Here is a 23,304-nt window from a genome sequence, read left to right as displayed (position 1 = left end):
CATTACCGCACTACATTGCCAGCTCTAATAAAGAGGTTGATATAACATTTTATTAACCTGTTTTATTGCTACGTTGCGGTGGGTAGCAATGGCGTTTTTTCCGCTCTGGCTGCACATTTCAATCTGTTCGGGTGAACAATGTTGCTGAACATGCTAGATATATTATTATAAAGTTATACTTGTGCGTGTAAAGTATTATGGCTACCTGAGTCTATTTTAATTATGTTGTATCTACTTTTGATCCAATTTATTGCACTGAATATGTGTAAATAACCCATAATACTATTTTTCTGATGCTAGAGAGGTAAAGTGAAATATGAATTACAAAGCCAATACGGCCAAGTTCGTCGTGGGCGCTTGATTTTTGAACGTGGGATTGTAGAAACGCCTACTTTTATGCCGGTTGGCACTTATGGCACAGTCAAAGGGATGACTCCAGAAGAAGTAAAACAAACAGGGGCACAAATTCTGTTAGGCAATACTTTTCATTTATGGTTGCGTCCTGGACAGGAGATAATAAAATTACATGGCAATCTACATGATTTTATGCAATGGCAAGGACCAATTTTGACTGATTCAGGTGGCTTTCAGGTTTTTAGCCTTGGTGCTATGCGTAAAATTAAAGAAGATGGGGTCTATTTTCGCCATCCAATTAATGGTAAAAGGATTTTCTTGAGTCCTGAAAAATCTATGGAAATTCAGTATGATCTTGGTTCTGATATTGTCATGATTTTTGATGAATGTATACCTTATCCGGTAGATTGGGATTATGCTAAAAAATCAATGGATATGTCTCTTCGTTGGGCAAAACGAAGTCGCCAACGATTTGATGAATTAGCTAATAAAAATGTGTTGTTTGGTATAATTCAGGGCAGTATTTACCAGGATTTACGGGACATATCAGTAAAAGGCCTAGTGGAGATTGGGTTTGATGGTTACGCAGTTGGTGGTTTAGCTGTGGGGGAACCTAAAGAGTTTATGTACCGTATTTTAGATCATATTATTCTAAAAATTCCGCAGAATAAACCACGCTATTTAATGGGAGTAGGTAAACCAGAAGATCTGATTGAAGGAGTTCGGCGGGGTATTGATATGTTTGATTGTGTAATGCCAACCAGGAATGCTAGAAATGGTCATCTATTTGTCATTGAAGGTGTAATTAAAATTCGTAATGCTAAATATAAATCAGATACTTCACCGTTAGATGCCAATTGTGACTGCTATACTTGTTCTCATTATAGCCGTGCTTATTTACATCATCTTGACCGATGTAATGAAATTTTGGGTGCTAGGCTTAATACCTTACACAATTTGCGTTATTATCAACGGCTAATGGCTGAAATTCGACAATCAATTGAAAAAGGTAAATTTGAGTCTTTTGCCGGAGAGTTTTATCGGCAGATCCAAAAGTAGATTTCATCAAACTAAAGTATAATCTCAATAGAGCTAATTAAATTCAGTATAGTATTTGGGGATTAATTTTTTGAGCTATAAATATTGGTTTAATTATCATGAGGAAATTTTGATGAGTTTGTTTATTTCTGAAGCAGTAGCTTCATCTGGTGGTCAGGCGCACGTAAACCCATATTCTTTAATCACCATGCTGGTTATTTTTGTACTGATTTTTTATTTTATTATTTTACGCCCACAGCATAATCGAGCTAAAGAGCACAAAAAATTAATGGATTCTATTTCTAAAGGTGATGAGGTACTAACAACTGGTGGATTAATTGGTCGCGTCACTAAAGTATCTGAAACAGGTTATATTGTTGTTGCATTAAATGACACTAATGATGTAACCATCAAACGTGATTTTGTTGCTGCTGTCCTACCAAAAGGTACAATGAAGTCTATCTAATTTTTGATTTTACTAAAGGAAATAGCAGTGCTAAATAATTATCCTTAATATTTGATGCTGATTGCTGTGCATTGGTATGCTGTCTTCCCAATATTTATAGAGCTTTTCAGATTCCTGGCTAGCTAGCTAATGAACAGACGTTGGATTATGTCCAGCTGATAGCAGTATATCGTGGTATTAAATCTGGACCTGCTCCCTATCATTGGTTAATGGGGCGATGAACCAATAAATTTTTGGCGTGGTGGTGTTCAATTTTTAATTGAAGTGGATATGGAAACAGCTATTTAAAAGATAAAATAGCAACTTTGTGTAACCGGAGAGCTATAAATTCCGGCTAATATAATTGGAAAAATTATTATGGAAATTACCACGTTTGATAATAATCAGTTTATGAGCCGTGCGTTGTCATTGGCTAAGCAAGGTAGATTTACTACCTCACCTAACCCTAATGTAGGTTGTGTCATTGTACATAATAGTGAAGTTGTGGGTGAAGGCTTTCATTGTAAAACAGGTGAGGCACATGCTGAGATTTATGCATTACAAATGGCGGGGGATAGAGCTAACGGAGCAACTGCTTATGTCACATTAGAACCATGTAGCCATTATGGTAACACACCACCTTGCGCAGATGCGTTAATTAGTTCAGGCATTCGAAGAGTTGTTGTGGCTATGCAAGATCCAAATCCACAGGTTGCAGGACGGGGTTTAATTAAATTAAAACAGGCTGGCATCGAAGTATTACATGGTGTACTAATGGATGAAGCTGAACAATTAAATAGGGGATTTTTAAAAAGAATGCGAACAGGGTTTCCTTATGTTCAACTTAAGTTAGCTGCATCACTTGATGGGCGAACAGCTCTTGCATCTGGTAAAAGTAAATGGATCACTTCTCGACAAGCTCGCCAAGATGTACAAAATTTTAGAGCACAGGCTAGCGCAATTTTGACCACTAGTAGTACTGTTTTAGCTGATAATCCATTTTTAAATGTTCGTTGGATAGATTTTGATCCTCAGTTACAAAATCTTTATCCTAAAGATAGCCTTCGACAGCCAATAAGAATTGTTTTAGATCGTCATAATCAAGTAAAACCAGAACATTTTGTAACAAAATTAGATGGAAAATGTTGGCTTATTCGCCCTAATCCAATATACCAAAATTGGTGTGGTGATGTTGAACAAATTGCAATACCAACCGACGAAAAAGGCATTGATTTAGTTTTGCTGATGATGCAGCTAGCTAAATGCAATATTAATTTAATTTGGGTCGAAAGCGGTCCAACACTTGCTGCTGCTTTGTTGACATTAGGATTAGTTGATGAATTGATTGTTTATATTGCGCCTAAAATTTTAGGTGGAACGGCAAGAGAATTAATTAATATTCCAGCAATTCAAAAATTGAAAGATGCGCCAGCATTTGAATTTATTAATATTGAACTTATTAGCCCTGATTTACGTTTAACACTTCGCCCATGCCTTAACTAGTTAGTTAAGCATTAAGTAATGTAGTATTTAATTGATTCAATTCATCATTCCTAATAATCTGGTTAAACATTATTAAATTTATCAGCGCAGTATAGAAAATAATATGGTAAGATTCTAGTTTATGTAGAAACTAATTAGTATTTAAGGAAGGATATGAAGGTAATAAAAAGTATGGTAGCAGCACCTAAAGCTCGTATAGCAGTCGTTGTTGCACGGTTTAATCATTTTATTAGCAATAGCTTGTTGGAAGGCGCTATTGATACCTTGGAGCGTGTTGGCCAAGTTGCAAAAGAAAATATTACAGTAGTTTGGGTGCCTGGTGCTTATGAATTGCCTTTGACGATTAAAACATTAGTAGAAACCCAAAAATATGATGCTGTGATTGCACTGGCTAGCGTTATACGTGGTGCAACCCCACATTTTGAATATGTTGCCGGTGAATGTAGTGCTGGCCTTTCTAACGTCGCGATGACTAGTAATATTCCCGTTGCCTTTGGTGTATTAACAACTGATGATCTTGAGCAAGCAATTGAGCGGGCTGGTACAAAAGCTGGTAATAAAGGAGCAGATTCTACATTAGCTGCACTAGAAATGGTTAATGTAATTCAAGCTATTAAAGGATAATTATTTTATTTAAGGAAAATTTTGTGAAACCAGCTGCTCGTCATAGGGCGCGTGAGTGTGCTGTTCAGGCGATTTATTCGTGGCAATTATCTGGTCGTAATATTTCTGATGTTGAAGTGGAGTTTTTATCTGAACATGATATGTCAGATGTTGATGTTACTTACTGGCGTGAGCTACTTAATGGCGTTTCAACTCATGTGTTGGAACTAGATAAAAAGATGGCTCCTTATCTTTCTCGTCAGCTTGAGAAGCTTGGTCAAGTAGAGAAAGCAGTTTTACGTTTAGCGATGTTTGAACTATGTTATCGTAATGATGTACCTTATAAAGTTGCTATTAATGAAGCTGTTGAATTAGCAAAAATTTTTGGGGCGGAGGAGAGTTATAAGTTTATTAATGGTACTCTTGATAACGTAGTTGCTACTGTACGTAAGAAGTAATGGTATTTAGGCTTTTCAAATAAAACAGGTGTTGCGATAATAGCAAAATATGAATTACTTTAATATCGTGGTAACAATAGCGGAAAGAGAGTAATTAGTGATTACTACTTATATACTAGTAGTAGGTTATTTATCACTTCAATATACCACGCTGTGCTTTCTTTACATCATAGTTACATTTTATTTTAAAATATTTCACCAGAAGATTTATTTATCCCACAAATCTTTGTTGTTAAGTGCTGGAGAACATAATGGGGTGGGTAAAATTTTATTTGATCGGCCAGATAAGATAATACCAGAATTGGGGTTGATGATTTTATTGTAGAAAATTGCTATGATTGATGCAAAATATTTTTTAAATCTATTAAATCCTTGGCATCTGTTGGCAACCGGATTTGGTAGTGGTTTATCACCTGTCATTCCAGGAACGATCGGATCGTTAGCTGCTATTCTATTCTGGTTATTAATAGATTTTTTGTTACCTGTTTGGTTATGTTGGCTTATTATTTTATTTAGTTTTGCTGTTGGTATTTTTATTTGTCAACGAACATCCGATGATATGCAAGTTCATGATCACTCTAGTATTGTTTGGGATGAATTTATTGGTATGTGGATAACCATCATGGTGATACCATTAGTTAATTTGCAATGGGTATTTATCGCAGTTGTGCTTTTTCGCTTTTTTGACATGCTAAAACCTTGGCCTATTAGTTGGTTTGATCGGCAAATCGGCGGTGGGTTAGGTATTATGTTAGATGATATAATAGCTGCTATTTTTGCTATGGTTATCTTGGGTGCGCTTGCACACTTGTGACCTATAGGGTAGAAAATAAAAAGCGGTTCAATAATACGTTACTTTAACATAGTTATTAATTTATTTGGCGTAATATCGGTTAATTGATTTTGCAATGCCTTCTGCATTAAGGCCTAATTCAGCTCTAATCTCTGTTTGATTTCCTTGTTCTATATAGTGATCAGGCAAGCCTAGATTAATGATAGGCATAATGTGATGGGCTTTTAATAAAAATTCATTAACTCCGCTACCTGCTCCCCCCATAATTGCATTTTCTTCTAGCGTTACTAATAGCTTAGAATTTTGAGCTATCTCCAGTATCAATTTTTCGTCTAATGGTTTTACAAACCGCATATCTACTACGGTTGCATTAAGTAATTTTGCGACTTTCATAGCTTCGCTAAGTAATGTTCCAAAATTTAGGATGGCAATTTTTTTTCCTTGGTGGCGAATTAATCCTTTCCCGATTGGAATTTTTGCTAAAGGTTGTAGAGTGGTGCCAGAGCCTGTGCCCCTTGGATAACGAACAGCCACCGGTCCATCTTGATAGTGATAACCAGTATGTAGCATTTGCCGGCATTCATTTTCATCACTAGGCGACATAATTATCATATTAGGTATACAACGTAAAAAAGATAGATCAAAAGCACCTTGATGGGTTTGTCCGTCGGCGCCAACAATGCCGGCTCGATCTATAGCAAACAGGATAGGTAATTTTTGAATGGCTACATCATGGATTACTTGATCATATGCGCGTTGTAAAAAAGTAGAATAAATAACAACGACAGGTTTATAGCCTCCAATGGCAAGGCCAGCAGCAAAAGTCACTGCGTGTTGTTCTGCAATAGCAACATCAAAATATTGTTTAGGATAGGTTTTGGAAAACTCAACTATTCCAGATCCTTCTCGCATTGCTGGTGTTATAGCCATTAGTTTAGGATCATTGTCTGCTTCTTGGCATAACCAATTGCCAAAAACTTGGGAAAAGGTTAATGGGCTATTACTGTTTTTTGGTAGACTAAAGGTTTTTGGATCAAATTTAGGCACTGCATGCCAGCTGATAGGATCTTTTTCCGCTGGCTCATAACCCTTGCCTTTTTTGGTCATGATATGTAAAAACTGTGGGCCTTTTAACTCCCGCATATTTTTAAATGTTTGTATTAATGTTATTACATCATGGCCGTTAATCGGACCAATGTAATTAAATCCTAATTCTTCGAACATAGTTCTATGGAACACCATGCCTTTAAGGTGCTCTTCGGTTTTATTTAAAAATTCCTTAATTGATGATGGAATATTGGAAAGTACTTTTTTTCCTCCTTCACGTAAGCTAGTATATAGATTGCCAGATAATAGTTGTGCTAAATTATTATTTAACGCCCCAACGTTTTCTGAAATTGACATTTCATTATCATTGAGGATAACTAATATATCTTTATGAATATCTCCCGCATGGTTCATTGCTTCAAAAGCCATACCTGCGGTAATGGCGCCATCACCAATAACACAAACTGTTTTGCGATCTCTATTTTCATATTCAGCAGCTACCGCCATGCCAAGTCCAGCACTTATAGAAGTTGATGAATGACCCACACTTAGAATATCATATTCACTTTCTGATCTAGAGGGGAAAGGATGTAAGCCATTTTTTTGTCGTATGGTATCAATGCGGTCGCGTCGGCCAGTTAATATTTTATGTGGATATGCCTGGTGCCCAACATCCCAGATAAGATTATCAAATGGAGTTTTATAGACATAGTGTAAAGCGACAGTTAGTTCAATCGCTCCCAATCCAGAAGCTAAATGTCCACTGGATCGGCTAACACTATTTAATAAAAATAGCCGTAACTCTTGACATAATTTTTCAAGACTTTCTTTTGGTAAAAGTCGTAACTCTTCCGGCGTTTTTATTAATGCTAGTGTTGGATAGGAAGTAATATCAATGCTCATGTCTGCCCATTAAATAATTGTTTATACCTATGACGCTAGGCCGCTAAAATATTATTTTGAATTTTTCTTACTGGTGATAATGTTCTGTTTTTGAATCTAGTAAATTAGCTTTTTATTTTTAAAATCAAGTGTTTTAAGTTTTGTAGCGTTTCCGTATTAAGTCCATACTGTTTTTTAAACATATAAAGCGTATATAATGCAGGGTTGTATATTTGTATAAAATTTTTTATTTCTATTATGCTTGTTCAACACCTATTAATGCTGGATAAAATGTCTGTATAACCGGTAACTTCAAGAATGTCATCATGGACTTAGAATAGCCAATGGGCATAATTATCTAATGTAGCCAGCTCAGCTATTGCTATTATTTAAGCATGAATACATTCAACGGCTACGCTGGTATATCTAGTGGTTACCAGGTAACATTTAATATATAACCTATAGCATAAACTAAAAAAGGTCTTAGTTGTTTTCCTCCAAGTAATGTGCCATATTTCATAGTGACTAGTTGATTTTTAAAAGTAAGGCGCTGGAACAGGTTCATTAGTTTTTTACTGACGCTATCTTTTATCCACTTATCTTGATCAAAAAAATAAAGTATCATTATTTCAGACATAATTTATTTATCTTCCGATGTAAAGTTATCTAGTGGGGCATTGTCATCGGCTTGTAACAAAATTTTTACTCGTTGTTCTGCCTGTTGCAACGTTTTCTGGCCTTGTCTGGCTAATTTAATCCCGTGTTCAAATTCACTTAATGCTTTCTCTAGAGAAAGTTCGCCTGATTCTAAGCGTGTGACAATCTGCTCTAACTCTGTCAGATAAGTTTCAAAAGATAGAGTATTTTGTTTATCAGATATTTTCTTTTTAGCCATAATTATTCTACTTTCCTTCTTAATATAAGTTGAATATTTGCGTCTGGTGGTTTATTTTACTACATATATGCATATAATTTGTTATTTTTAGCGACGAACAGCAATATAGTGATATACTTATCACCTTAAAATCCAATGCGTTATATGCATTTATTCGCAAAAAAAAAAGCCTACTTTTATACACACTTATGAAGTTTATTATAAAACTATTTCCAGAAATTACCATTAAAAGCCACTCAGTGCGCTTGCGCTTTATTAATATCTTGGCTAACAATATTCTTAATATATTGAAGGTGTTAGATACAGAAATTACCGTTATTCCCCATTGGGATAATATCGAAGTTCACACAAAAAAAAATACATATCATGATGAAATTTGCGATGCCTTAACAAGAATTCCTGGCATCCATCATATTCTGTTAGTTGAACAATATCAATTCCGCGATATCCATCATATTTTAAAGTTAGCTTATGCAACTTATGCTAAATTACTAACGAATAAAACTTTTTGCGTACGAGTTAAGCGTCGTGGTAAGCACGACTTTACCTCAATTGAAGTAGAACGTTATGTTGGTGGGGGATTAAATAAACATATTTTATCAGCTAAGGTGAAACTTAATAAGCCTGATATCACCGTGAATATTGAAATTGAAAATGATAAAGTAATTCTTGTTAAATCACGTATTCAAGGGATCGGTGGCTTTCCTATCGGTACACAAGAAGATGTTTTATCTTTGATATCTGGAGGCTTTGATTCAGCTGTATCTAGCTACATGCTAATGCGGCGCGGGTGCCGAGTGCATTATTGTTTTTTTAATCTGGGTGGCGCTAGTCATGATATTTGCGTCAAGCAGGTTGCTTACCATCTATGGTATCGTTTTAGTAGTTCACATAAAGTGCGTTTTGTGGCGATAGATTTTGCTCCAATTGTAAGCGAAATTCTTAAAAAAATTGAATATGGTCAAGTGGGAGTGGTATTGAAAAGGATGATGTTGCGGGCTGCATCTATGATAGTAGAACTTTATGGGGTTCAGGCATTAGTAACTGGAGAATCTTTAGGCCAAGTTTCTAGCCAGACATTAACTAATTTACGGGTAATTGATAATGTTACCGATACATTGATTTTACGGCCATTAATTGCTTATGATAAAGCAAATATTATTAACATTGCCCGTAAGATAGGAACGGAAGATTTTGCGCGGACAATGCCAGAATTTTGTGAATTGATCTCGAAAAAACCAACTGTGAAAGTAGTAAAATCAAAAATTGAAGCACAGGAAACTAATTTTGATTTTACTCTGATTGATCAGGTTGTAAGTACAGCAAAAAAATTTATTTTTCATCAGAAAATAAATGATAGTCAAAATGATAGTCAATATGAAACACCATCAGTGGAAGTTGTTACTACATTTTCAGTAGATGATATTGTTCTTGATATTCGTGCTCCTGATGAACAGGAAGCACGTATACTTAAGCTTGAAGGTGTTAAAGTAGAGTTACTGCCATTTTATAAGCTGAAAACCAAATTTGGTGAGTTACCACAAGAAAAAACCTATTTGCTCTATTGTGAGCGTGGTATTATGAGCCGCTTACAGGCACTTTATTTACATGAACAAGGGTTTAAAAATGTAAAAGTGTATTGTCCTTAATGTGTTTTATCTTAAGGATAGACTAGTTTAAAGTGAGTATACATATTTTTATATTAATTAATAACTTGATAATTTAAAGTTTAAAATCAATTGCTGTTGATTGGCAATTTTACTTTGTAATGTAGTGTTCTAGCCACAATTTTTCTTCCCTATTAGCAAGTTAATCCCAATTATCCATTATCTGCAGTAATTGCTACTCCAATCTCTGCTCTAGTTAATAGAGCTTTTATTTCTTATATTTCCATGTAACCGAGAACGGTATAGGTTCTGGTTCTGTTAATGTATAAGTAATCTTAGTTATTATATTGTTAGCCATCACTAGTCAATAGCCCCTTATTGCTTTTTTATTAGTTATTTAACTTTAAGTAAAGATCTTTGCTGATAATAAAAAGTAATATTATGCTTTTGGGGGAGTAAAGATAAGGTAATTAAATATGCCATCATTCGACACTATTTTCAGTATAAGGAATACTAGGTAGCACTGTGATGAAAGTAATAAGTAAAGTTATTAACTATATTTATCAATTTTGGTTAGCTGTTAGACATTAAGAGATCATTACTAACGGTAAGTAAAAATTTTTTCCATCAGTAGGTAATGCAAATAAAAGAGACTTAAATTAAGGTTAACTAATTAATGGCTAGATGCTAAATTAGTTAGTATTTTTTATGTCTAGCTTGGCTTGTTATGATAGAACGAACCATACCCAGCAAACGTATTACTATTTTATTTATATTATAAGTTTTAGAGATTGAAGTGATATTGTAAAATGGGTTTTATATATTCATTAATTTATTTAATGAATAAAATCGTAGGCCATTATTTAGCATTTTAGCTATTTTAATAGTGAAGGTAGTTTTACCTGCTACTATTTAAGATAGATTATTTTATTAGATAGACAAAAGTCTGTTAAGCGATAACAGTTGAATCAATTGACATCATAACGCTTAGCGCAGTGATTGCTACGATAGAGAATATAAATAGTTTCCGTGCCCAAAGCCGATCATCATTCTGATTTTTAAACCCAGAAACAGCCATACTAATCCACCATAAACTTACTAAAGCGGCCACAATAAGATATTTGTAGCCAGCATAGCCGCTAGTGGTTAGCATAAATGTTGCCACCATAAAAGCAATGATATATAATAAGATATGGTTTTTAGCGCTATAAATTCCTTTAATTATTGGTAATACTGGAATATTAGCAGTTTGATAATCTTTGAAGCGAAAAATAGCAATTGCATAAGAGTGTGGCATTTGCCATAAGCAAAAGATTAATAACAGAATAAATGCTCCCATATCAAATTGATCAGTAACAGCGCAGTAACCAATCACCGGCGGTGCAGAACCGGATAAACTGCCTACTAGGGTGCCATAAACTGATTTACGTTTCATATAGAGGCTATAAAAACCGACATAAATGATAAAACCTATAACGGCAAGTAGTGCTGCTAAGGTATTGGTAGCAATATATAGTAAAGCTATGCCAGCAATACCAAGTATTGTGGCATATAATAGGCAATATTTGGGCGCAATAAGTCCTTTAACTAAAGGACGATTTTGAGTTCTTTTCATCATTCGATCGATATCGCGGTCAATATAGTTGTTAAAGGCACAACTAGAAGCGACAACTAGAGATACACCGAATAATGTGGTAAAGAATAGAGGGTAATCTATTATACCTTTAGTAGCTAGCAGAAATCCGCCAACAACAGAAATTAGATTACTTAAAATAATGCCTGGTTTAGTCACTAGTAGATATTGTTTCATCAGATCTAAAATTATTTAATCTAGCATCATATTGATATTCAAGTTATGCATGATCCATAGCGATCCAATAACGACAACGCCAATGATTAGCATTGTGAACAGAAAGGCCACCAGATTCCAATGGTCATCTGAAGATGTATTCATATGTAAGAAACAGACCAGATGTACCATTATTTGGGTAATTGCCGTACCAATAACAATCCATAGTCTAGTGTCATGAGATGCAGTACTATTCGTTACCATATAAAATGGTACAAAAGTTAAAATAATGGAGGATATTAATCCTATTAAATAGATTTTTATACTGCCATGGCTAGTACCAGAGTGCTGTGTATTTTTGTAACTCATGCAATTGCTCCCAATAGATAAACAACGGTAAATAAGCAGATCCAAACAACATCTAAGAAGTGCCAAAAAAGACTTAAACAACTTAACCTGGTTTGATTGATAGTATTAAGGCCATGAAGTGAGATATGAATTATCATTATCATAATCCATGCTAAACCAAAGCTTACATGAATACCATGGGTACCAACTATCGTGAAGAAAGCTGATAGGAAAGCGCTGCGATCAGGTCCATAACCATAAGAAATGAGCTCATGTAATTCATAACTCTCCATGATAATAAAGCTAAATCCGAGTAAAAAAGTAATAAATAGCCATAATTTAACCATATTGATTTTCTGCTTATACATCGCAAGCATAGCAAATCCATAAGTTATGCTACTAAACAATAATAGTAAGGTTTCAACGAATACAAAATTGAGGTTAAAAATATCCTTTCCTGTCGGTCCTCCTACGGTACCATGAACTAGAACAACATAGGTAGCAAACAGACAAGCAAACAGTATTAAATCGCTCATTAAATATATCCAAAAACTAAATATCTTGGTGGCGCCTATGTCATGATGCCAATGATTTTCATGTGCAATATTTTGATTAGCTATTGAATTATTTGACATTATGGATACCTACTTTTTTTAGTTCATAGTAATGCGTATTTTCAATCTGTTTAATTTCTTCTACAGGGATATAATAATAAATATTTTCATCAAAACTTTTACCAATCCAGGTAGCGATAATACCCGTAAAGCCAATAATCGCTAGCCACCAAATATGCCAGACCATAGAAAACCCGAAGATCAAAGAAAAGGCTGAGATAATTATCCCTGCATAAGTATTTTTGGGCATATGGATTGGTTCATATTTGGTTGGTTGCTGATATGCAATTCCTTTTTTTTTCATATACCACCAAGCATCACGTGTATCAATGTGTAGCTCTTTAGCGAAGTTATAAAAAGGCGCTGGAGACGATATTGACCATTCTAATGTACGACCATCCCATGGGTCGCCGCTGAAATCTCTATTTTTATGTCGATCACGAATACTGACAATTATTTGAATGATTTGGCATATAATTCCGATAGCGATAAGTGTGGCACCTATTGAAGCAACTATCAGCATGGGATGATATTGTGGATCAATATTTTGACTTAAACGACGAGTCATGCCCATTAACCCCAGTATATAAAGCGGCATAAATGCAATAAAAAACCCACTTATCCAGAACCAGAAAGCAAGAATGCCCCATTTTTCATTTAACGTAAATCCAAACGCTTTTGGGAACCAGTAGGTTATCCCAGCAAAGCAACCAAATACTACTCCACCGATAATAACATTATGGAAATGGGCAACTAGAAATAAACTATTGTGTAGCACAAAATTGGCACCGGCAACTGCTAGTAGGACGCCAGTCATTCCACCAATTGAGAAGGTAACAATAAAACCAATTGTCCAGAGCATTGGAGTTTTAAACTCGATACGGCCATAGTACATAGTAAATAACCAATTAAATATTTTTACTCCAGTAGGAATTGAAATTATCATGGTAGCTATACCGAAAAATGAATTGACATTTGCCCCACCGCCCATGGTAAAGAAGTGATGTAACCAGACGATGAACGACATTATAGTAATAACAATGGTTGCCCAAACAAGGGACTTATAACCAAATAAACTTTTCTTACAGAAAGTTGATGTTACTTCTGAAAAGACGCCAAAAACAGGTAATACTAATATATAAACTTCAGGATGTCCCCAAGCCCAGATCAAATTGATATACATCATCATATTGCCGCCCATTTCATTAATAAAGAAATTGGTGCCTAAATATCTGTCAAGTGTGAGTAGTGAGATAGTAACGGTTAGGATAGGAAATGCTGCAATAATCAGTACATTAGTACAAAGGGCTGTCCATGTAAAAACAGGCATTTTCATCATTGACATGCCAGGTGCTCGCATACGTAGAATAGTAGCAAAAAAGTTTATCCCTGTTAGAGTGGTACCAATTCCTGATAATTGTAAACTCCATATCCAATAATCTACCCCGACACCAGGATTGTATTCATTACCTGATAATGGAGGGTAAGCTAGCCAGCCGGTCTGAGCAAATTCACCGATACCTAATGATAGGTTAATCAAAATAACGCCAACCATAAATAACCAAAGACTAAGAGAATTTAAAAATGGAAAGGCTACATCACGAGCTCCAATTTGCAATGGTACAACTAAATTCATTAAGCCAATTACAAAAGGTGTTGCCATAAAAAAAATCATAATCACACCGTGAGCGGTAAAAACTTGATCATAATGATGAGGGTTTAAAAAACCAACCTCCCCGGCTGATGCTAATGCTTGTTGACCTCGCATCATAATTGCATCTGCAAAACCGCGCATTAGCATTGCTATGGCAACTATAATATACATAGTGCCAATTTTTTTATGATCTACACTAGTTAGCCATTCGTTCCACAGCCATTTCCATTTACCGAAATAGGTGATAGTTGCTAAAATAGTGGTCCCAGCTAATAAAATACAGATCATAGTAAAGACAATAATTGGCTCGTGAATAGGGATTGCATCGAGAGTTAATTTACCTAACATACTATTTATTCCTTAGCATATGAGCAAGCAGAGTGGTTCATATGTATTGATTGATTGATTTCATGTTCGGTTTTGTTAGCATGATTGATATGATGTTTATGGCCTAATTTTAATATCAGTTCTTGATAGAGATTTGGTTTTACGCTTGAAAAATAGGTAACAGGAACATTGTTGCTAGGTTTGGCTAATTGGTTAAATATAGTCATGCTATCTAGCGTTTGGGTGGATGTTTTAACTTTTTGTACCCACTGATTAAAGCTTGCCGTATTAGGTGTTGCAATTACATTAAATTTCATGTCTGAAAAGCCATGACCGCTATAACTAGATGAAAACCCTTTATAGGTACCTGGTTTATTAGCGATTAAGTGAAGTTTAGTTTGCATACCGGCCATAGCATAAATTTGACTCCCAAGTGCGGGGATAAAAAAAGAATTCATCACTGATTCGGCTGTAACTTTAAAGTTAATTGGCACACCGCTAGGAATAGCAATTTCGTTAATGGTAGCGATATTTTCTTCTGGATAGATAAATACCCATTTCCAATCGGTAGAAATTACCTGAACAGTAATTGGTTTTTTATTGCTTTCTAATGGTTTATAAGGATCTAATTGATGCGTGGTTTTCCAGGTGATAACAGTAAGAACGATTATTATTATGATAGGAACTGTCCAGCAAACTAATTCAATTTTATTTGATTTTGCCCAATCTGGGCGGTAAGTTGCTTTTTTATTGCTTGCTCGATATTTTATGGCGAAGATAATTGTCATAAAAATGACCGGAATAACAACAATTAACATTAAACCAAGTGCAGTCAGTATCAGTTTTTTTTGTTCAATACCAATGGCCCCCTTGGGATCCATTAACACCATATTACAACCAGTTAGTAGGAAAACAATAGCAAGCAGTGAGATGACTCCAATACTTACTTTATATTGTATAAATCTCATTTATCGACCCCAAATGACAAAGATGATTATTGTCGTTTTACTTAGTGTGGTATTTTACGGTAAGGTTATATTAATGTAAACAATTGTAAGGAGCATAAATATAATTGTTATAACTTTAACCTAAAGTTATAATATGTGAAATTGCATTCATTATTCACCTTTAGATAATTATTTAAAGCTGAATAATGAGCTATGTTAAAAAAATATTATTTTTATAACAATATAGAAGTTAATATAAATATAATTTTCTATATTGAAGATTAATGTTTATGCTAAACAGATGCAATATTAAAGTAATATTTATGACTTAATCTGTCTGCTTGTGCTTGTTTAATGATATAACTAACCTTGTTTCATATGTTCTTCTAATGAATGCTTACTGTAATATATAGCGCAAATCGAGCGATAGTTTAAATATTGTTAGTATTTATGTAAGTGCAGTTGAGCTTCTTTTATCAATAAAATTCAGCAATGAATTAAAAGTAACTTTAAAGTTATTTAAGTTACAGAAAAATTTGCAGAAAAGATTAATTATTTAATATTTTTCATGCATTGGCGTTACATACTTATACTCCAACTGAGTGGCAACAACGCCAACAGATAGCTCTTTAGCTTGCCGTTGTTAATATTAGTTCAGTTAAATATAGGTTAATAAATAGATAATTACGCTGACTTAACCAAATATTTTTTAGAAATAATTGCTAGTATAATATGTTGTTATAGTTTTTAGCTTATCCTAGTTAGTCATAGCAATTTTGTTACAAAGCCAGTATTTAACGCTTTTAATATTTATTATTTACTTTTACTAAAGTAACATATTCTGTATATATATCGCTTCTAATTTTAGAAAATTGCTACTTAATATGGAACCTCAAAAATAGATGTTATGTTAAAACTAGGTTTTTAGAGCGTATTTTTGTCAGAGTAAGTTTATGATAACGTACACTCTGTAATTTTCCCAACACTTATATTTTTTTGAGATAAAATAATGCAATTTTCTGTTTAAATAACTCAAATTATGGGGAGGTGCATATTTGTGAGTGACTATTAATTTTAAAGTCACATATGAATCATCAGGAAGGTGATGAATTTATCATATTACCAGCAAATTATCACGTAGATAATTAAACAGTTAAAGTTGCTCACTTTGCGATCTGGTTGAATAAAAGTATAACAACAGTTCTTATCAGAACTTACCGAATAATTTATCAAGCAGTTTGGCGTTCCTGATAGTGATCTGAACCAGCTGTTCATAATCTAATTATGACTAAAGTACTTTGATTTAGTTGTTGATGATGTTCGTGTAAAATCAGGTATTAAAGATATGCTTATGAAGAACCCTTTGTAGTAAATACTACAATAAAGAGTTAATGGATAGTTTTATTTTGTGCTAGAAGAACAAGCTATTGATATTTGTTTAGCAAAAGCGGAAATAACATATAAGGAAACTCAATTTTAAGAGTTAATGAATCATGATTAGGTAATGGCTAATCAATTAAATATTATTATCTGGTTTTGTGAACCCCAGTATTTTTATACTGCTGTTTTTTATCGTTAAAAAATTTTTTCTTGAAAAGAAAAAAAAATAACCACAGATAATTTTCAATATTATTGAATGACTTTCTTCATGCAAGAAGAAAGTTCAACTTAGTTAATTTTAAACCTATAGTCATTATTATTTATCTAGAGTAGAAATAAATAATTTGGTCGCCGTAAAGCGTTTAATTAGGAGATATAAATGTTATATCATAATAACAAAAATCAACTCGCGTCGCATATGGTATTAGTACCAATGGTAATCGAACAGACTTCATGCGGTGAACGTTCTTATGATATTTATTCGCGGTTACTTAAAGAAAGAATTATTTTTTTAACTGGCCAGGTCGAAGACCACATGGCAAATTTGGTGGTTGCTCAGATGCTTTTTTTAGAAGCTGAAAATCCTGATAAAGACATACATCTTTATATTAATTCACCGGGTGGGGTTATTACGGCAGGTATGTCAATTTATGACACGATGCAATTTATTAAACCTGACGTTAGTACAATTTGTATGGGGCAAACATGTTCGATGGGCGCTTTTCTGCTTACCGCTGGTACTAAAGGAAAACGTTATTGTTTGCCAAATTCTCGCGTCATGATCCACCAACCTTTAGGTGCATGTAAAGGACAAGCTTCAGATATTGAAATTCACGCCAAAGAGATTTTAAAAATTAAATTGCGTATTAATGAATTAATGGCTAAGCATACGGGTAAAAAAATAAAAGATGTTGAGAAAGATACCGAACGTGATCGTTTTTTATCTGCTGAGGAAGCAGTTAGTTATGGTTTGGTAGATAAAATATATACTAATCGTAATTAATTTACATAAATGTATGGCATACCTGATATATTTATATACATGATTAATTAGTAACAATTTTCTGTTACCATCTTTTTAAAGATTAGGGTGATGATTTTAAAAGTGAGGTTATCTGAATGACAGATAAACGCAAAGAGAGTTCAGGAAAGTTGCTGTACTGCTCCTTCTGCGGAAAAAATCAGCATGAAGTTCATAAATTAATTGCTGGTCCGTCAGTTTATATTTGTGATGAGTGTGTTGAGCTCTGTAACGATATTATTCGACAAGAAGTTAAAGAGATTGCACCACATCGTGAGCGCAGTGTATTACCGACACCCCATGAAATTCGTCATCATCTTGATGATTATGTTATTGGCCAGGAAAATGCCAAGAAAGTATTGGCGGTAGGCGTTTATAACCATTATAAACGCCTACGTAATGTTTCTAACGAAGGGTTGAATGGTGAATGGGTAGAACTAGGTAAAAGTAATATTTTGCTGATTGGGCCGACAGGCAGTGGTAAGACACTATTAGCTGAAACTTTGGCTCGTCACTTAGATGTACCATTTACCATGGTTGATGCTACAACATTAACGGAAGCTGGTTATGTTGGCGAAGATGTAGAAAATATTATTCAGAAACTTCTACAAAAATGTGACTATGATGTAGAGAAAGCACAGCGTGGTATGGTCTATATTGACGAAATTGATAAAATATCACGTAAATCTGATAAGCCGTCAATAACAAGAGATGTTTCAGGTGAAGGTGTTCAACAATCATTATTAAAATTAATCGAAGGTACAATAGCTGCAGTGCCCCCTCAAGGAGGCCGTAAACATCCTCAACAGGAATTTTTGCAAGTTGATACTTCTAAAATTCTATTTATTTGTGGTGGTGCATTTGCTGGTCTTGATAAAGCAATTAGACAACGGTTAAATACACGTTCAGGTATTGGTTTCTCAGCTGAGGTGAGAAGCAAATCTGAGCTGGAGACTGAATTTGAGTTACTTTCTCAAGTTGAACCAGAAGATTTAATTAAGTTTGGTTTTATTCCTGAGTTTATTGGTCGTTTACCTGTAGTAGCTACTTTAGGCGAATTAAGTGAAGAAGCATTAATTCAGATTCTGAAAGAGCCTAAAAATGCGTTGACTAAACAATATAAAGCACTTTTTGAACTTGAAGGCGTTAATCTAGAGTTTCGTGAAGAAGCACTGAAAGCAATTGCCAAAAAAGCTATGTTGAGGAAAACAGGAGCACGTGGTTTACGTTCTATTGTGGAAGGAGCTTTACTAGAAACTATGTATCATTTACCTTCAATGGAGCATGTGGAGAAGGTAGTGATTGATGAAATGGTGGTTGCCTGTCAATCAGAACCTTTAGTTATTCACAGTCAGCCTGATATACAAGCATCAGGTGAAAAATAAATTTTAATGCTTTTATTAGTTGTATTTAATACCGAATCAGGTTATTAAATGTCAAAATATTGACCCAATATAACTTCATATTTGAGAAGAGAGAACCATATGAATCTTGAGCGTTCCGAACGCATTGAAATTCCTGTACTTCCTTTAAGAGAGGTTGTTGTTTATCCACATATGGTGATCCCATTGTTTGTTGGTAGAGAGAAATCGATTCACTGTCTTGAAGCTGCAATGGATCATAATAAGCAGGTCATGTTGGTAGCTCAAAAAGAAGCGTCTACTGATGAACCAGGGATCAATGATCTTTTTTCTGTAGGGACAGTTGCTTCTGTTTTGCAGATGTTAAATCTACCAGATGGTACGGTTAAAGTCTTAGTTGAAGGTCTGCGTCGGGCCAAAGTAACTACGCTAACAGATAATGGAGAATATTTCATTGCACAAGCTGAGTATTTTAGTTCTCCTATTGTTGATGAAAAAGAGCAAGAAGTCTTAAATCGTACAACTATTAATCAGTTTGAAGGCTATATTAAACTGAATAAAAAGATCCCGCCTGAAGTATTAACATCATTACATTCTATTGATCAATCTGCTAAATTGGCAGATACAATAGCTTCTCATATGCCGCTAAAATTAGCGGATAAACAGCGTGTATTAGAAATGGAGGATGTAGTTGAGCGCCTTGAATATTTGATGGCCATGATGGAATCTGAAATAGATTTACTGCAAGTTGAAAAATGTATTCGTAATCGCGTTAAAAAGCAGATGGAGAAAAGTCAGCGCGAATACTATTTGAATGAGCAGATGAAAGCAATTCAGAAAGAATTAGGGGAGATGGAAGATGCGCCTGATGAATATGAAATGTTCAAACAAAAAATAGAAGAAGTAAAAATGCCAAAGGAAGCTCGGCAAAAAGCGAAAGCAGAATTACAAAAATTTAAAATGATGTCACCTATGTCTGCTGAAGCAACAGTTTTACGTAGCTATATTGATTGGATGGTGCAAGTTCCGTGGACTTTTCGTAGTAAAGTTAAAAAAGATTTGCTGAAAGCTCAAGAGACACTGGATAGTGATCACTATGGTTTAGAACGTGTTAAGGAACGTATTCTTGAATATTTAGCTGTGCAGAATCGCGTGAGTAAAATTAAAGGGCCAATTTTATGTTTGGTGGGACCGCCTGGTGTTGGTAAAACATCATTGGGTCAATCGATTGCTAAAGCTACAGGACGTAAATATATTCGTATGGCACTTGGTGGTGTCCGTGATGAGGCAGAAATTCGTGGACATAGACGAACTTATATTGGCTCTATGCCAGGTAAACTCATTCAAAAGATGGCAAAAGTAGGTGTTAAGAACCCCTTATTTTTGTTAGATGAAATTGATAAAATGTCTTCTGACATGCGCGGCGATCCTGCATCTGCTTTACTTGAAGTACTTGATCCAGAACAGAACGTTGCATTTAATGATCACTATTTAGAAGTTGATTATGACCTTTCTGATGTTATGTTCGTTGCTACTTCAAACTCGATGAACATTCCAGCACCGTTGTTAGATCGTATGGAAGTAATTCGTCTTTCAGGTTATACCGAAGATGAAAAACTTAATATTGCAAAAAAACATTTGTTACCTAAACAGATTAAACGAAATGCCTTGAAAAAAGGCGAGCTTATGATTGACGATAGCGCAATTATTGGCATTATTCGTTATTATACCCGTGAGGCTGGTGTTCGTGGCTTAGAACGTGAAATTTCTAATTTATGCCGTAAAGCAGTAAAAGTACTACTGATGGATAAATCATTTAAACACATTATAATTAATGGAGATAATCTAAAAGATTATCTTGGTGTGCGTAAAGTTGATTATGGTCGTGTAGATACTGAAAATCTTATTGGTCAAGTGACTGGTTTAGCTTGGACAGAAGCTGGTGGCGATTTATTAACTATTGAAACTGCTTGTGTACCAGGTAAAGGTAAACTAACTTATACTGGATCTTTAGGTGAGGTTATGCAAGAATCGATTCAAACTGCATTAACTGCAGTTCGGTCGCGAGCAGAAAAGCTAGGTATTAACGTTAATTTCTACGAAAAACGGGATATTCATGTGCATGTACCTGAGGGGGCAACACCAAAAGATGGTCCCAGTGCAGGAATTGCAATGTGCACAGCATTGGTTTCTTGTTTAACCGGTAATCCTGTACGAGCAGACGTAGCGATGACCGGTGAGATAACATTACGAGGGTTAGTGTTACCTATTGGTGGTTTAAAAGAAAAATTGTTAGCAGCTCACCGTGGTGGTATAAAAATTGTGCTAATTCCAGATGAAAATCAGCGTTATTTAGAAGAAATACCCCAAAATGTTATCTCGGATTTAAAAATTTACCCTGTAAAAACGGTTGAAGAGGTGTTTTCAATTGCATTACAAAATCCACCATTTTGGATGGAGATAGTGACTAAGAAATGTTCTTAATGCCTTGATTTAAATAAAAATTTAATATTAACTTTAAAGCTGATAAATTATTTTTTTTGCTAAATAATTTAAGTAAAAAAATCTATAATTATTTGATTGTAATATATTTACTTGCCCTACTTTGGGAGTAGCTTGAAAAAGAAAGAGCTAGTAATTGTACAAGTATCAAAGGATGTTAAATCTGTTGCGTAGAGCGTGTGAAATGCATTTATTAATGAACAGTATCTCAAATTTTCAAAAATGGGGATAGGATAAAGTTCATTTTATAGCAGCTTAATGGGGTCCTGTTAGTTCTCCGGCAACGCTAACTTGTTAACTTGGTCAGGTCTGGAAAGAAGCAGCCAGAGCAAGGTGGTGTGTGCTTGGAGTAGCAGGACTCCGCCATTTTAATTTTAAAAGATATTTATACTTTTAGATGCCAGTTTTGATTTTGGTGATTATTGAAAAATCAGATTATGTTAAATTATAATTTTTAATTAAAGAAAAAAGAAAGAAGTAACCTGTTCTAAACGTTAGGCTAATTGGCTAAATACTAAACTTCTAAGAGGAATCATGACCTACCAGGTACTTGCCCGTAGGTGGCGCCCACAAAAATTTACTGATGTTGTTGGGCAACAACATGTTTTGACAGCGCTAGCAAATGGGTTGCAACAGCGGCGGCTCCATCATGCCTATCTATTTTCTGGTACACGAGGGGTTGGAAAAACAACCATTGCTCGGCTGTTTGCGAAAGGGCTTAACTGTGAGGTAGGGATAAGTCAAACCCCTTGTGGTAAATGTGCTAACTGCTTTGAAATAGCGCATGGTAGATTTGTTGATTTGATTGAAATTGATGCTGCTTCGCGCACTAAAGTTGAGGATACCCGCGAGCTGCTAGATAATGTCCAGTATGCACCAGCGCGTGGTAGATTTAAAGTGTACTTAATCGACGAAGTTCATATGTTTTCTCGTCATAGCTTCAATGCTTTACTAAAGACGCTGGAAGAACCGCCAGAACATACTAAATTTCTATTAGCAACTACAGATCCAGAGAAATTACCGATAACGGTTTTATCGCGTTGTCTTAAATTTCATTTAAGATCACTGAATATTGATCAAATATGCAGTAAACTTGAACGTATTTTAGCGGCCGAGAAGATATCGAGTGATAAACGTGCTCGCCAATTAATCGCCAGAGCTAGTGAAGGTAGTTTACGTGATGCATTAAGTTTGACGGATCAAGCTATTGCTATGGGGCAGGGTAAAGTATCAGCAGATTCGGTTAGCCAAATGCTAGGTATATTGGATGATGAACAGCCGTTAGCGATCATTGAAGCTATTGTACATGCTGATTGTCAAAAAATGATGGCTTTAGTAGAAGATATTGCCTTGCGAGGTAGTGATTGGGAAAGAGTTTTGATTGAAATGTTATCACTAGTTCATCGTATTGCGATGATCCAGCTTTTACCTGTTGAGATGCAAGATACCGCATCACCTCTAGAAGAGCGTTTACGGTTACTTGCACAATTAATTAAACCAATAAATTTACAATTATATTATAAAATATTAATAATTGGACGTAAAGATTTTATTTATGCACCAGAAAAAAGAATAGGAATTGAAATGATATTATTACGTTTATTTAATATTTAATTTTAATTAAATTAAATTATAATAAGTATAATTGTGCAAGTAACCGTAAACGCTCTTCTAGAGGTGATGCGGTATCTTGCATCTCAACAGGTAAAAGCTGGATCATCGCAATACGATGAACT

Annotated in this window: 18 protein-coding genes, 1 other RNA gene and 1 pseudogene; 12 read left to right on the top strand and 8 right to left on the bottom strand. The window is 34.7% G+C overall.

The features are described from left to right. Nucleotides 1–309: 309 nt before the first annotated feature. From tgt to pgpA, 6 genes are all read left to right on the top strand, one after another. The gene (gene tgt, locus WBAF_RS00100; protein ID WP_121463091.1) at nt 310–1,413 is read left to right on the top strand and encodes a tRNA guanosine(34) transglycosylase Tgt; all 1,104 of its coding nucleotides are present in this window, start codon (nt 310–312) and stop codon (nt 1,411–1,413) included. Nucleotides 1,414–1,525: 112 nt separating this feature from the next. Beyond that, on the top strand, nt 1,526–1,858 hold the full coding sequence (yajC, locus tag WBAF_RS00095) for a preprotein translocase subunit YajC (protein WP_121463090.1): 333 nt from the start codon (nt 1,526–1,528) through the stop codon (nt 1,856–1,858). 357 nt (nt 1,859–2,215) lie between these two features. Continuing rightward, nucleotides 2,216–3,340: a bifunctional diaminohydroxyphosphoribosylaminopyrimidine deaminase/5-amino-6-(5-phosphoribosylamino)uracil reductase RibD gene (gene ribD, locus WBAF_RS00090; protein ID WP_121463089.1), complete on the top strand. Its 1,125-nt coding sequence runs from the start codon at nt 2,216–2,218 to the stop codon at nt 3,338–3,340. Between the two features lie 153 nt (nt 3,341–3,493). Beyond that, entirely contained in the window at nt 3,494–3,964 is a 471-nt protein-coding gene (gene ribH, locus WBAF_RS00085) for a 6,7-dimethyl-8-ribityllumazine synthase (RefSeq protein ID WP_121463088.1), read from the top strand. Between the two features lie 23 nt (nt 3,965–3,987). Next, the gene (gene nusB / locus WBAF_RS00080) at nt 3,988–4,401 is read left to right on the top strand and encodes a transcription antitermination factor NusB (protein WP_121463087.1); all 414 of its coding nucleotides are present in this window, start codon (nt 3,988–3,990) and stop codon (nt 4,399–4,401) included. A 334-nt stretch (nt 4,402–4,735) separates the two neighbouring features. After that, nucleotides 4,736–5,215 (top strand): phosphatidylglycerophosphatase A, encoded by a 480-nt coding sequence (gene pgpA / locus WBAF_RS00075; RefSeq protein ID WP_121463086.1) that lies wholly within the window; start codon nt 4,736–4,738, stop codon nt 5,213–5,215. 60 nt (nt 5,216–5,275) lie between these two features. Here the strand turns inward: pgpA and dxs are convergent, their stop codons facing one another. From dxs to xseB, 3 genes are all read right to left on the bottom strand, one after another. After that, complete coding sequence (gene dxs, locus WBAF_RS00070; RefSeq protein ID WP_121463085.1) at nt 5,276–7,144, bottom strand: 1-deoxy-D-xylulose-5-phosphate synthase; 1,869 nt, start codon at nt 7,142–7,144, stop codon at nt 5,276–5,278. Nucleotides 7,145–7,556: 412 nt separating this feature from the next. Then, nucleotides 7,557–7,760 (bottom strand): isoprenoid biosynthesis enzyme family protein, encoded by a 204-nt coding sequence (locus WBAF_RS02640; protein ID WP_121463084.1) that lies wholly within the window; start codon nt 7,758–7,760, stop codon nt 7,557–7,559. 3 nt (nt 7,761–7,763) lie between these two features. Beyond that, complete coding sequence (gene xseB / locus WBAF_RS00060; protein ID WP_121463083.1) at nt 7,764–8,018, bottom strand: exodeoxyribonuclease VII small subunit; 255 nt, start codon at nt 8,016–8,018, stop codon at nt 7,764–7,766. A 188-nt stretch (nt 8,019–8,206) separates the two neighbouring features. Between xseB and thiI the strand changes: the two genes are divergently transcribed. Beyond that, nucleotides 8,207–9,667: a tRNA uracil 4-sulfurtransferase ThiI gene (thiI, locus tag WBAF_RS00055; RefSeq protein ID WP_121463082.1), complete on the top strand. Its 1,461-nt coding sequence runs from the start codon at nt 8,207–8,209 to the stop codon at nt 9,665–9,667. Between the two features lie 907 nt (nt 9,668–10,574). Here thiI and cyoE read toward each other — a convergent pair. Genes cyoE through cyoA form a run of 5 tightly spaced genes read right to left on the bottom strand, consistent with a single transcriptional unit; the run spans nt 10,575 to nt 15,325 of the window. Next, complete coding sequence (gene cyoE / locus WBAF_RS00050; RefSeq protein ID WP_121463081.1) at nt 10,575–11,438, bottom strand: heme o synthase; 864 nt, start codon at nt 11,436–11,438, stop codon at nt 10,575–10,577. 12 nt (nt 11,439–11,450) lie between these two features. Next, complete coding sequence (locus tag WBAF_RS00045) at nt 11,451–11,783, bottom strand: cytochrome o ubiquinol oxidase subunit IV (RefSeq protein WP_121463080.1); 333 nt, start codon at nt 11,781–11,783, stop codon at nt 11,451–11,453. Beyond that, entirely contained in the window at nt 11,780–12,397 is a 618-nt protein-coding gene (gene cyoC, locus WBAF_RS00040; protein WP_121463079.1) for a cytochrome o ubiquinol oxidase subunit III, read from the bottom strand. Before cyoC ends, WBAF_RS00045 begins: the two co-directional genes overlap by 4 nt. Further along, nucleotides 12,387–14,378, bottom strand: a complete 1,992-nt coding sequence (gene cyoB, locus WBAF_RS00035) for a cytochrome o ubiquinol oxidase subunit I (protein ID WP_121463078.1) — start codon at nt 14,376–14,378, stop codon at nt 12,387–12,389. The genes cyoC and cyoB overlap by 11 nt, the downstream gene beginning before the upstream one ends. A 5-nt stretch (nt 14,379–14,383) precedes the next feature. Next, nucleotides 14,384–15,325, bottom strand: a complete 942-nt coding sequence (cyoA, locus tag WBAF_RS00030; protein ID WP_121463077.1) for a ubiquinol oxidase subunit II — start codon at nt 15,323–15,325, stop codon at nt 14,384–14,386. 1,738 nt (nt 15,326–17,063) lie between these two features. On the opposite strand from cyoA, the gene clpP reads away from it, so the two are divergent. The 5 genes and pseudogenes from clpP to dnaX all read left to right on the top strand — a co-directional run. Further along, nucleotides 17,064–17,687, top strand: coding sequence for an ATP-dependent Clp endopeptidase proteolytic subunit ClpP (gene clpP / locus WBAF_RS00025; protein WP_121463076.1), 624 nt, complete (start codon nt 17,064–17,066; stop codon nt 17,685–17,687). A 116-nt stretch (nt 17,688–17,803) separates the two neighbouring features. After that, entirely contained in the window at nt 17,804–19,090 is a 1,287-nt protein-coding gene (gene clpX, locus WBAF_RS00020) for an ATP-dependent protease ATP-binding subunit ClpX (protein WP_121463075.1), read from the top strand. A 99-nt stretch (nt 19,091–19,189) separates the two neighbouring features. Next, nucleotides 19,190–21,550 carry an endopeptidase La gene (gene lon, locus WBAF_RS00015; protein ID WP_121463074.1) on the top strand — a complete coding sequence of 787 codons (2,361 nt, stop codon included), beginning with the start codon at nt 19,190–19,192 and terminating at the stop codon, nt 21,548–21,550. Between the two features lie 285 nt (nt 21,551–21,835). After that, an RNA gene (gene ffs / locus WBAF_RS00010) (signal recognition particle sRNA small type) lies at nt 21,836–21,930 on the top strand. 172 nt (nt 21,931–22,102) lie between these two features. Beyond that, nucleotides 22,103–23,167, top strand: a pseudogene (gene dnaX / locus WBAF_RS00005) (DNA polymerase III subunit gamma/tau); the annotation flags it as partial. Nucleotides 23,168–23,304: the final 137 nt, after the last annotated feature.

This window comes from Arsenophonus endosymbiont of Aleurodicus dispersus (genome assembly GCF_900343015.1).
Taxonomy (GTDB): Bacteria; Pseudomonadota; Gammaproteobacteria; order Enterobacterales; family Enterobacteriaceae; genus Arsenophonus.
Note: the sequence above shows the minus strand (reverse complement) of the source record. Positions and strands in the feature narration are given on the sequence as shown.

What these genes read in the sequence shown, in the direction of transcription:
- yajC (WP_121463090.1), top strand. Translation starts at nt 1,526, where the DNA reads ATGAGTTTGTTTATTTCTGAAGCAGTAGCTTCATCTGGTGGTCAGGCG.
- ribD (WP_121463089.1), top strand. Translation starts at nt 2,216, where the DNA reads ATGGAAATTACCACGTTTGATAATAATCAGTTTATGAGCCGTGCGTTG.
- ribH (WP_121463088.1), top strand. Translation starts at nt 3,494, where the DNA reads ATGAAGGTAATAAAAAGTATGGTAGCAGCACCTAAAGCTCGTATAGCA.
- pgpA (WP_121463086.1), top strand. Translation starts at nt 4,736, where the DNA reads ATGATTGATGCAAAATATTTTTTAAATCTATTAAATCCTTGGCATCTG.
- dxs (WP_121463085.1), bottom strand. Translation starts at nt 7,144, where the DNA reads ATGAGCATTGATATTACTTCCTATCCAACACTAGCATTAATAAAAACG.
- WBAF_RS02640 (WP_121463084.1), bottom strand. Translation starts at nt 7,760, where the DNA reads ATGTCTGAAATAATGATACTTTATTTTTTTGATCAAGATAAGTGGATA.
- xseB (WP_121463083.1), bottom strand. Translation starts at nt 8,018, where the DNA reads ATGGCTAAAAAGAAAATATCTGATAAACAAAATACTCTATCTTTTGAA.
- thiI (WP_121463082.1), top strand. Translation starts at nt 8,207, where the DNA reads ATGAAGTTTATTATAAAACTATTTCCAGAAATTACCATTAAAAGCCAC.
- WBAF_RS00045 (WP_121463080.1), bottom strand. Translation starts at nt 11,783, where the DNA reads ATGAGTTACAAAAATACACAGCACTCTGGTACTAGCCATGGCAGTATA.
- cyoC (WP_121463079.1), bottom strand. Translation starts at nt 12,397, where the DNA reads ATGTCAAATAATTCAATAGCTAATCAAAATATTGCACATGAAAATCAT.
- cyoB (WP_121463078.1), bottom strand. Translation starts at nt 14,378, where the DNA reads ATGTTAGGTAAATTAACTCTCGATGCAATCCCTATTCACGAGCCAATT.
- cyoA (WP_121463077.1), bottom strand. Translation starts at nt 15,325, where the DNA reads ATGAGATTTATACAATATAAAGTAAGTATTGGAGTCATCTCACTGCTT.
- clpP (WP_121463076.1), top strand. Translation starts at nt 17,064, where the DNA reads ATGTTATATCATAATAACAAAAATCAACTCGCGTCGCATATGGTATTA.
- clpX (WP_121463075.1), top strand. Translation starts at nt 17,804, where the DNA reads ATGACAGATAAACGCAAAGAGAGTTCAGGAAAGTTGCTGTACTGCTCC.
- lon (WP_121463074.1), top strand. Translation starts at nt 19,190, where the DNA reads ATGAATCTTGAGCGTTCCGAACGCATTGAAATTCCTGTACTTCCTTTA.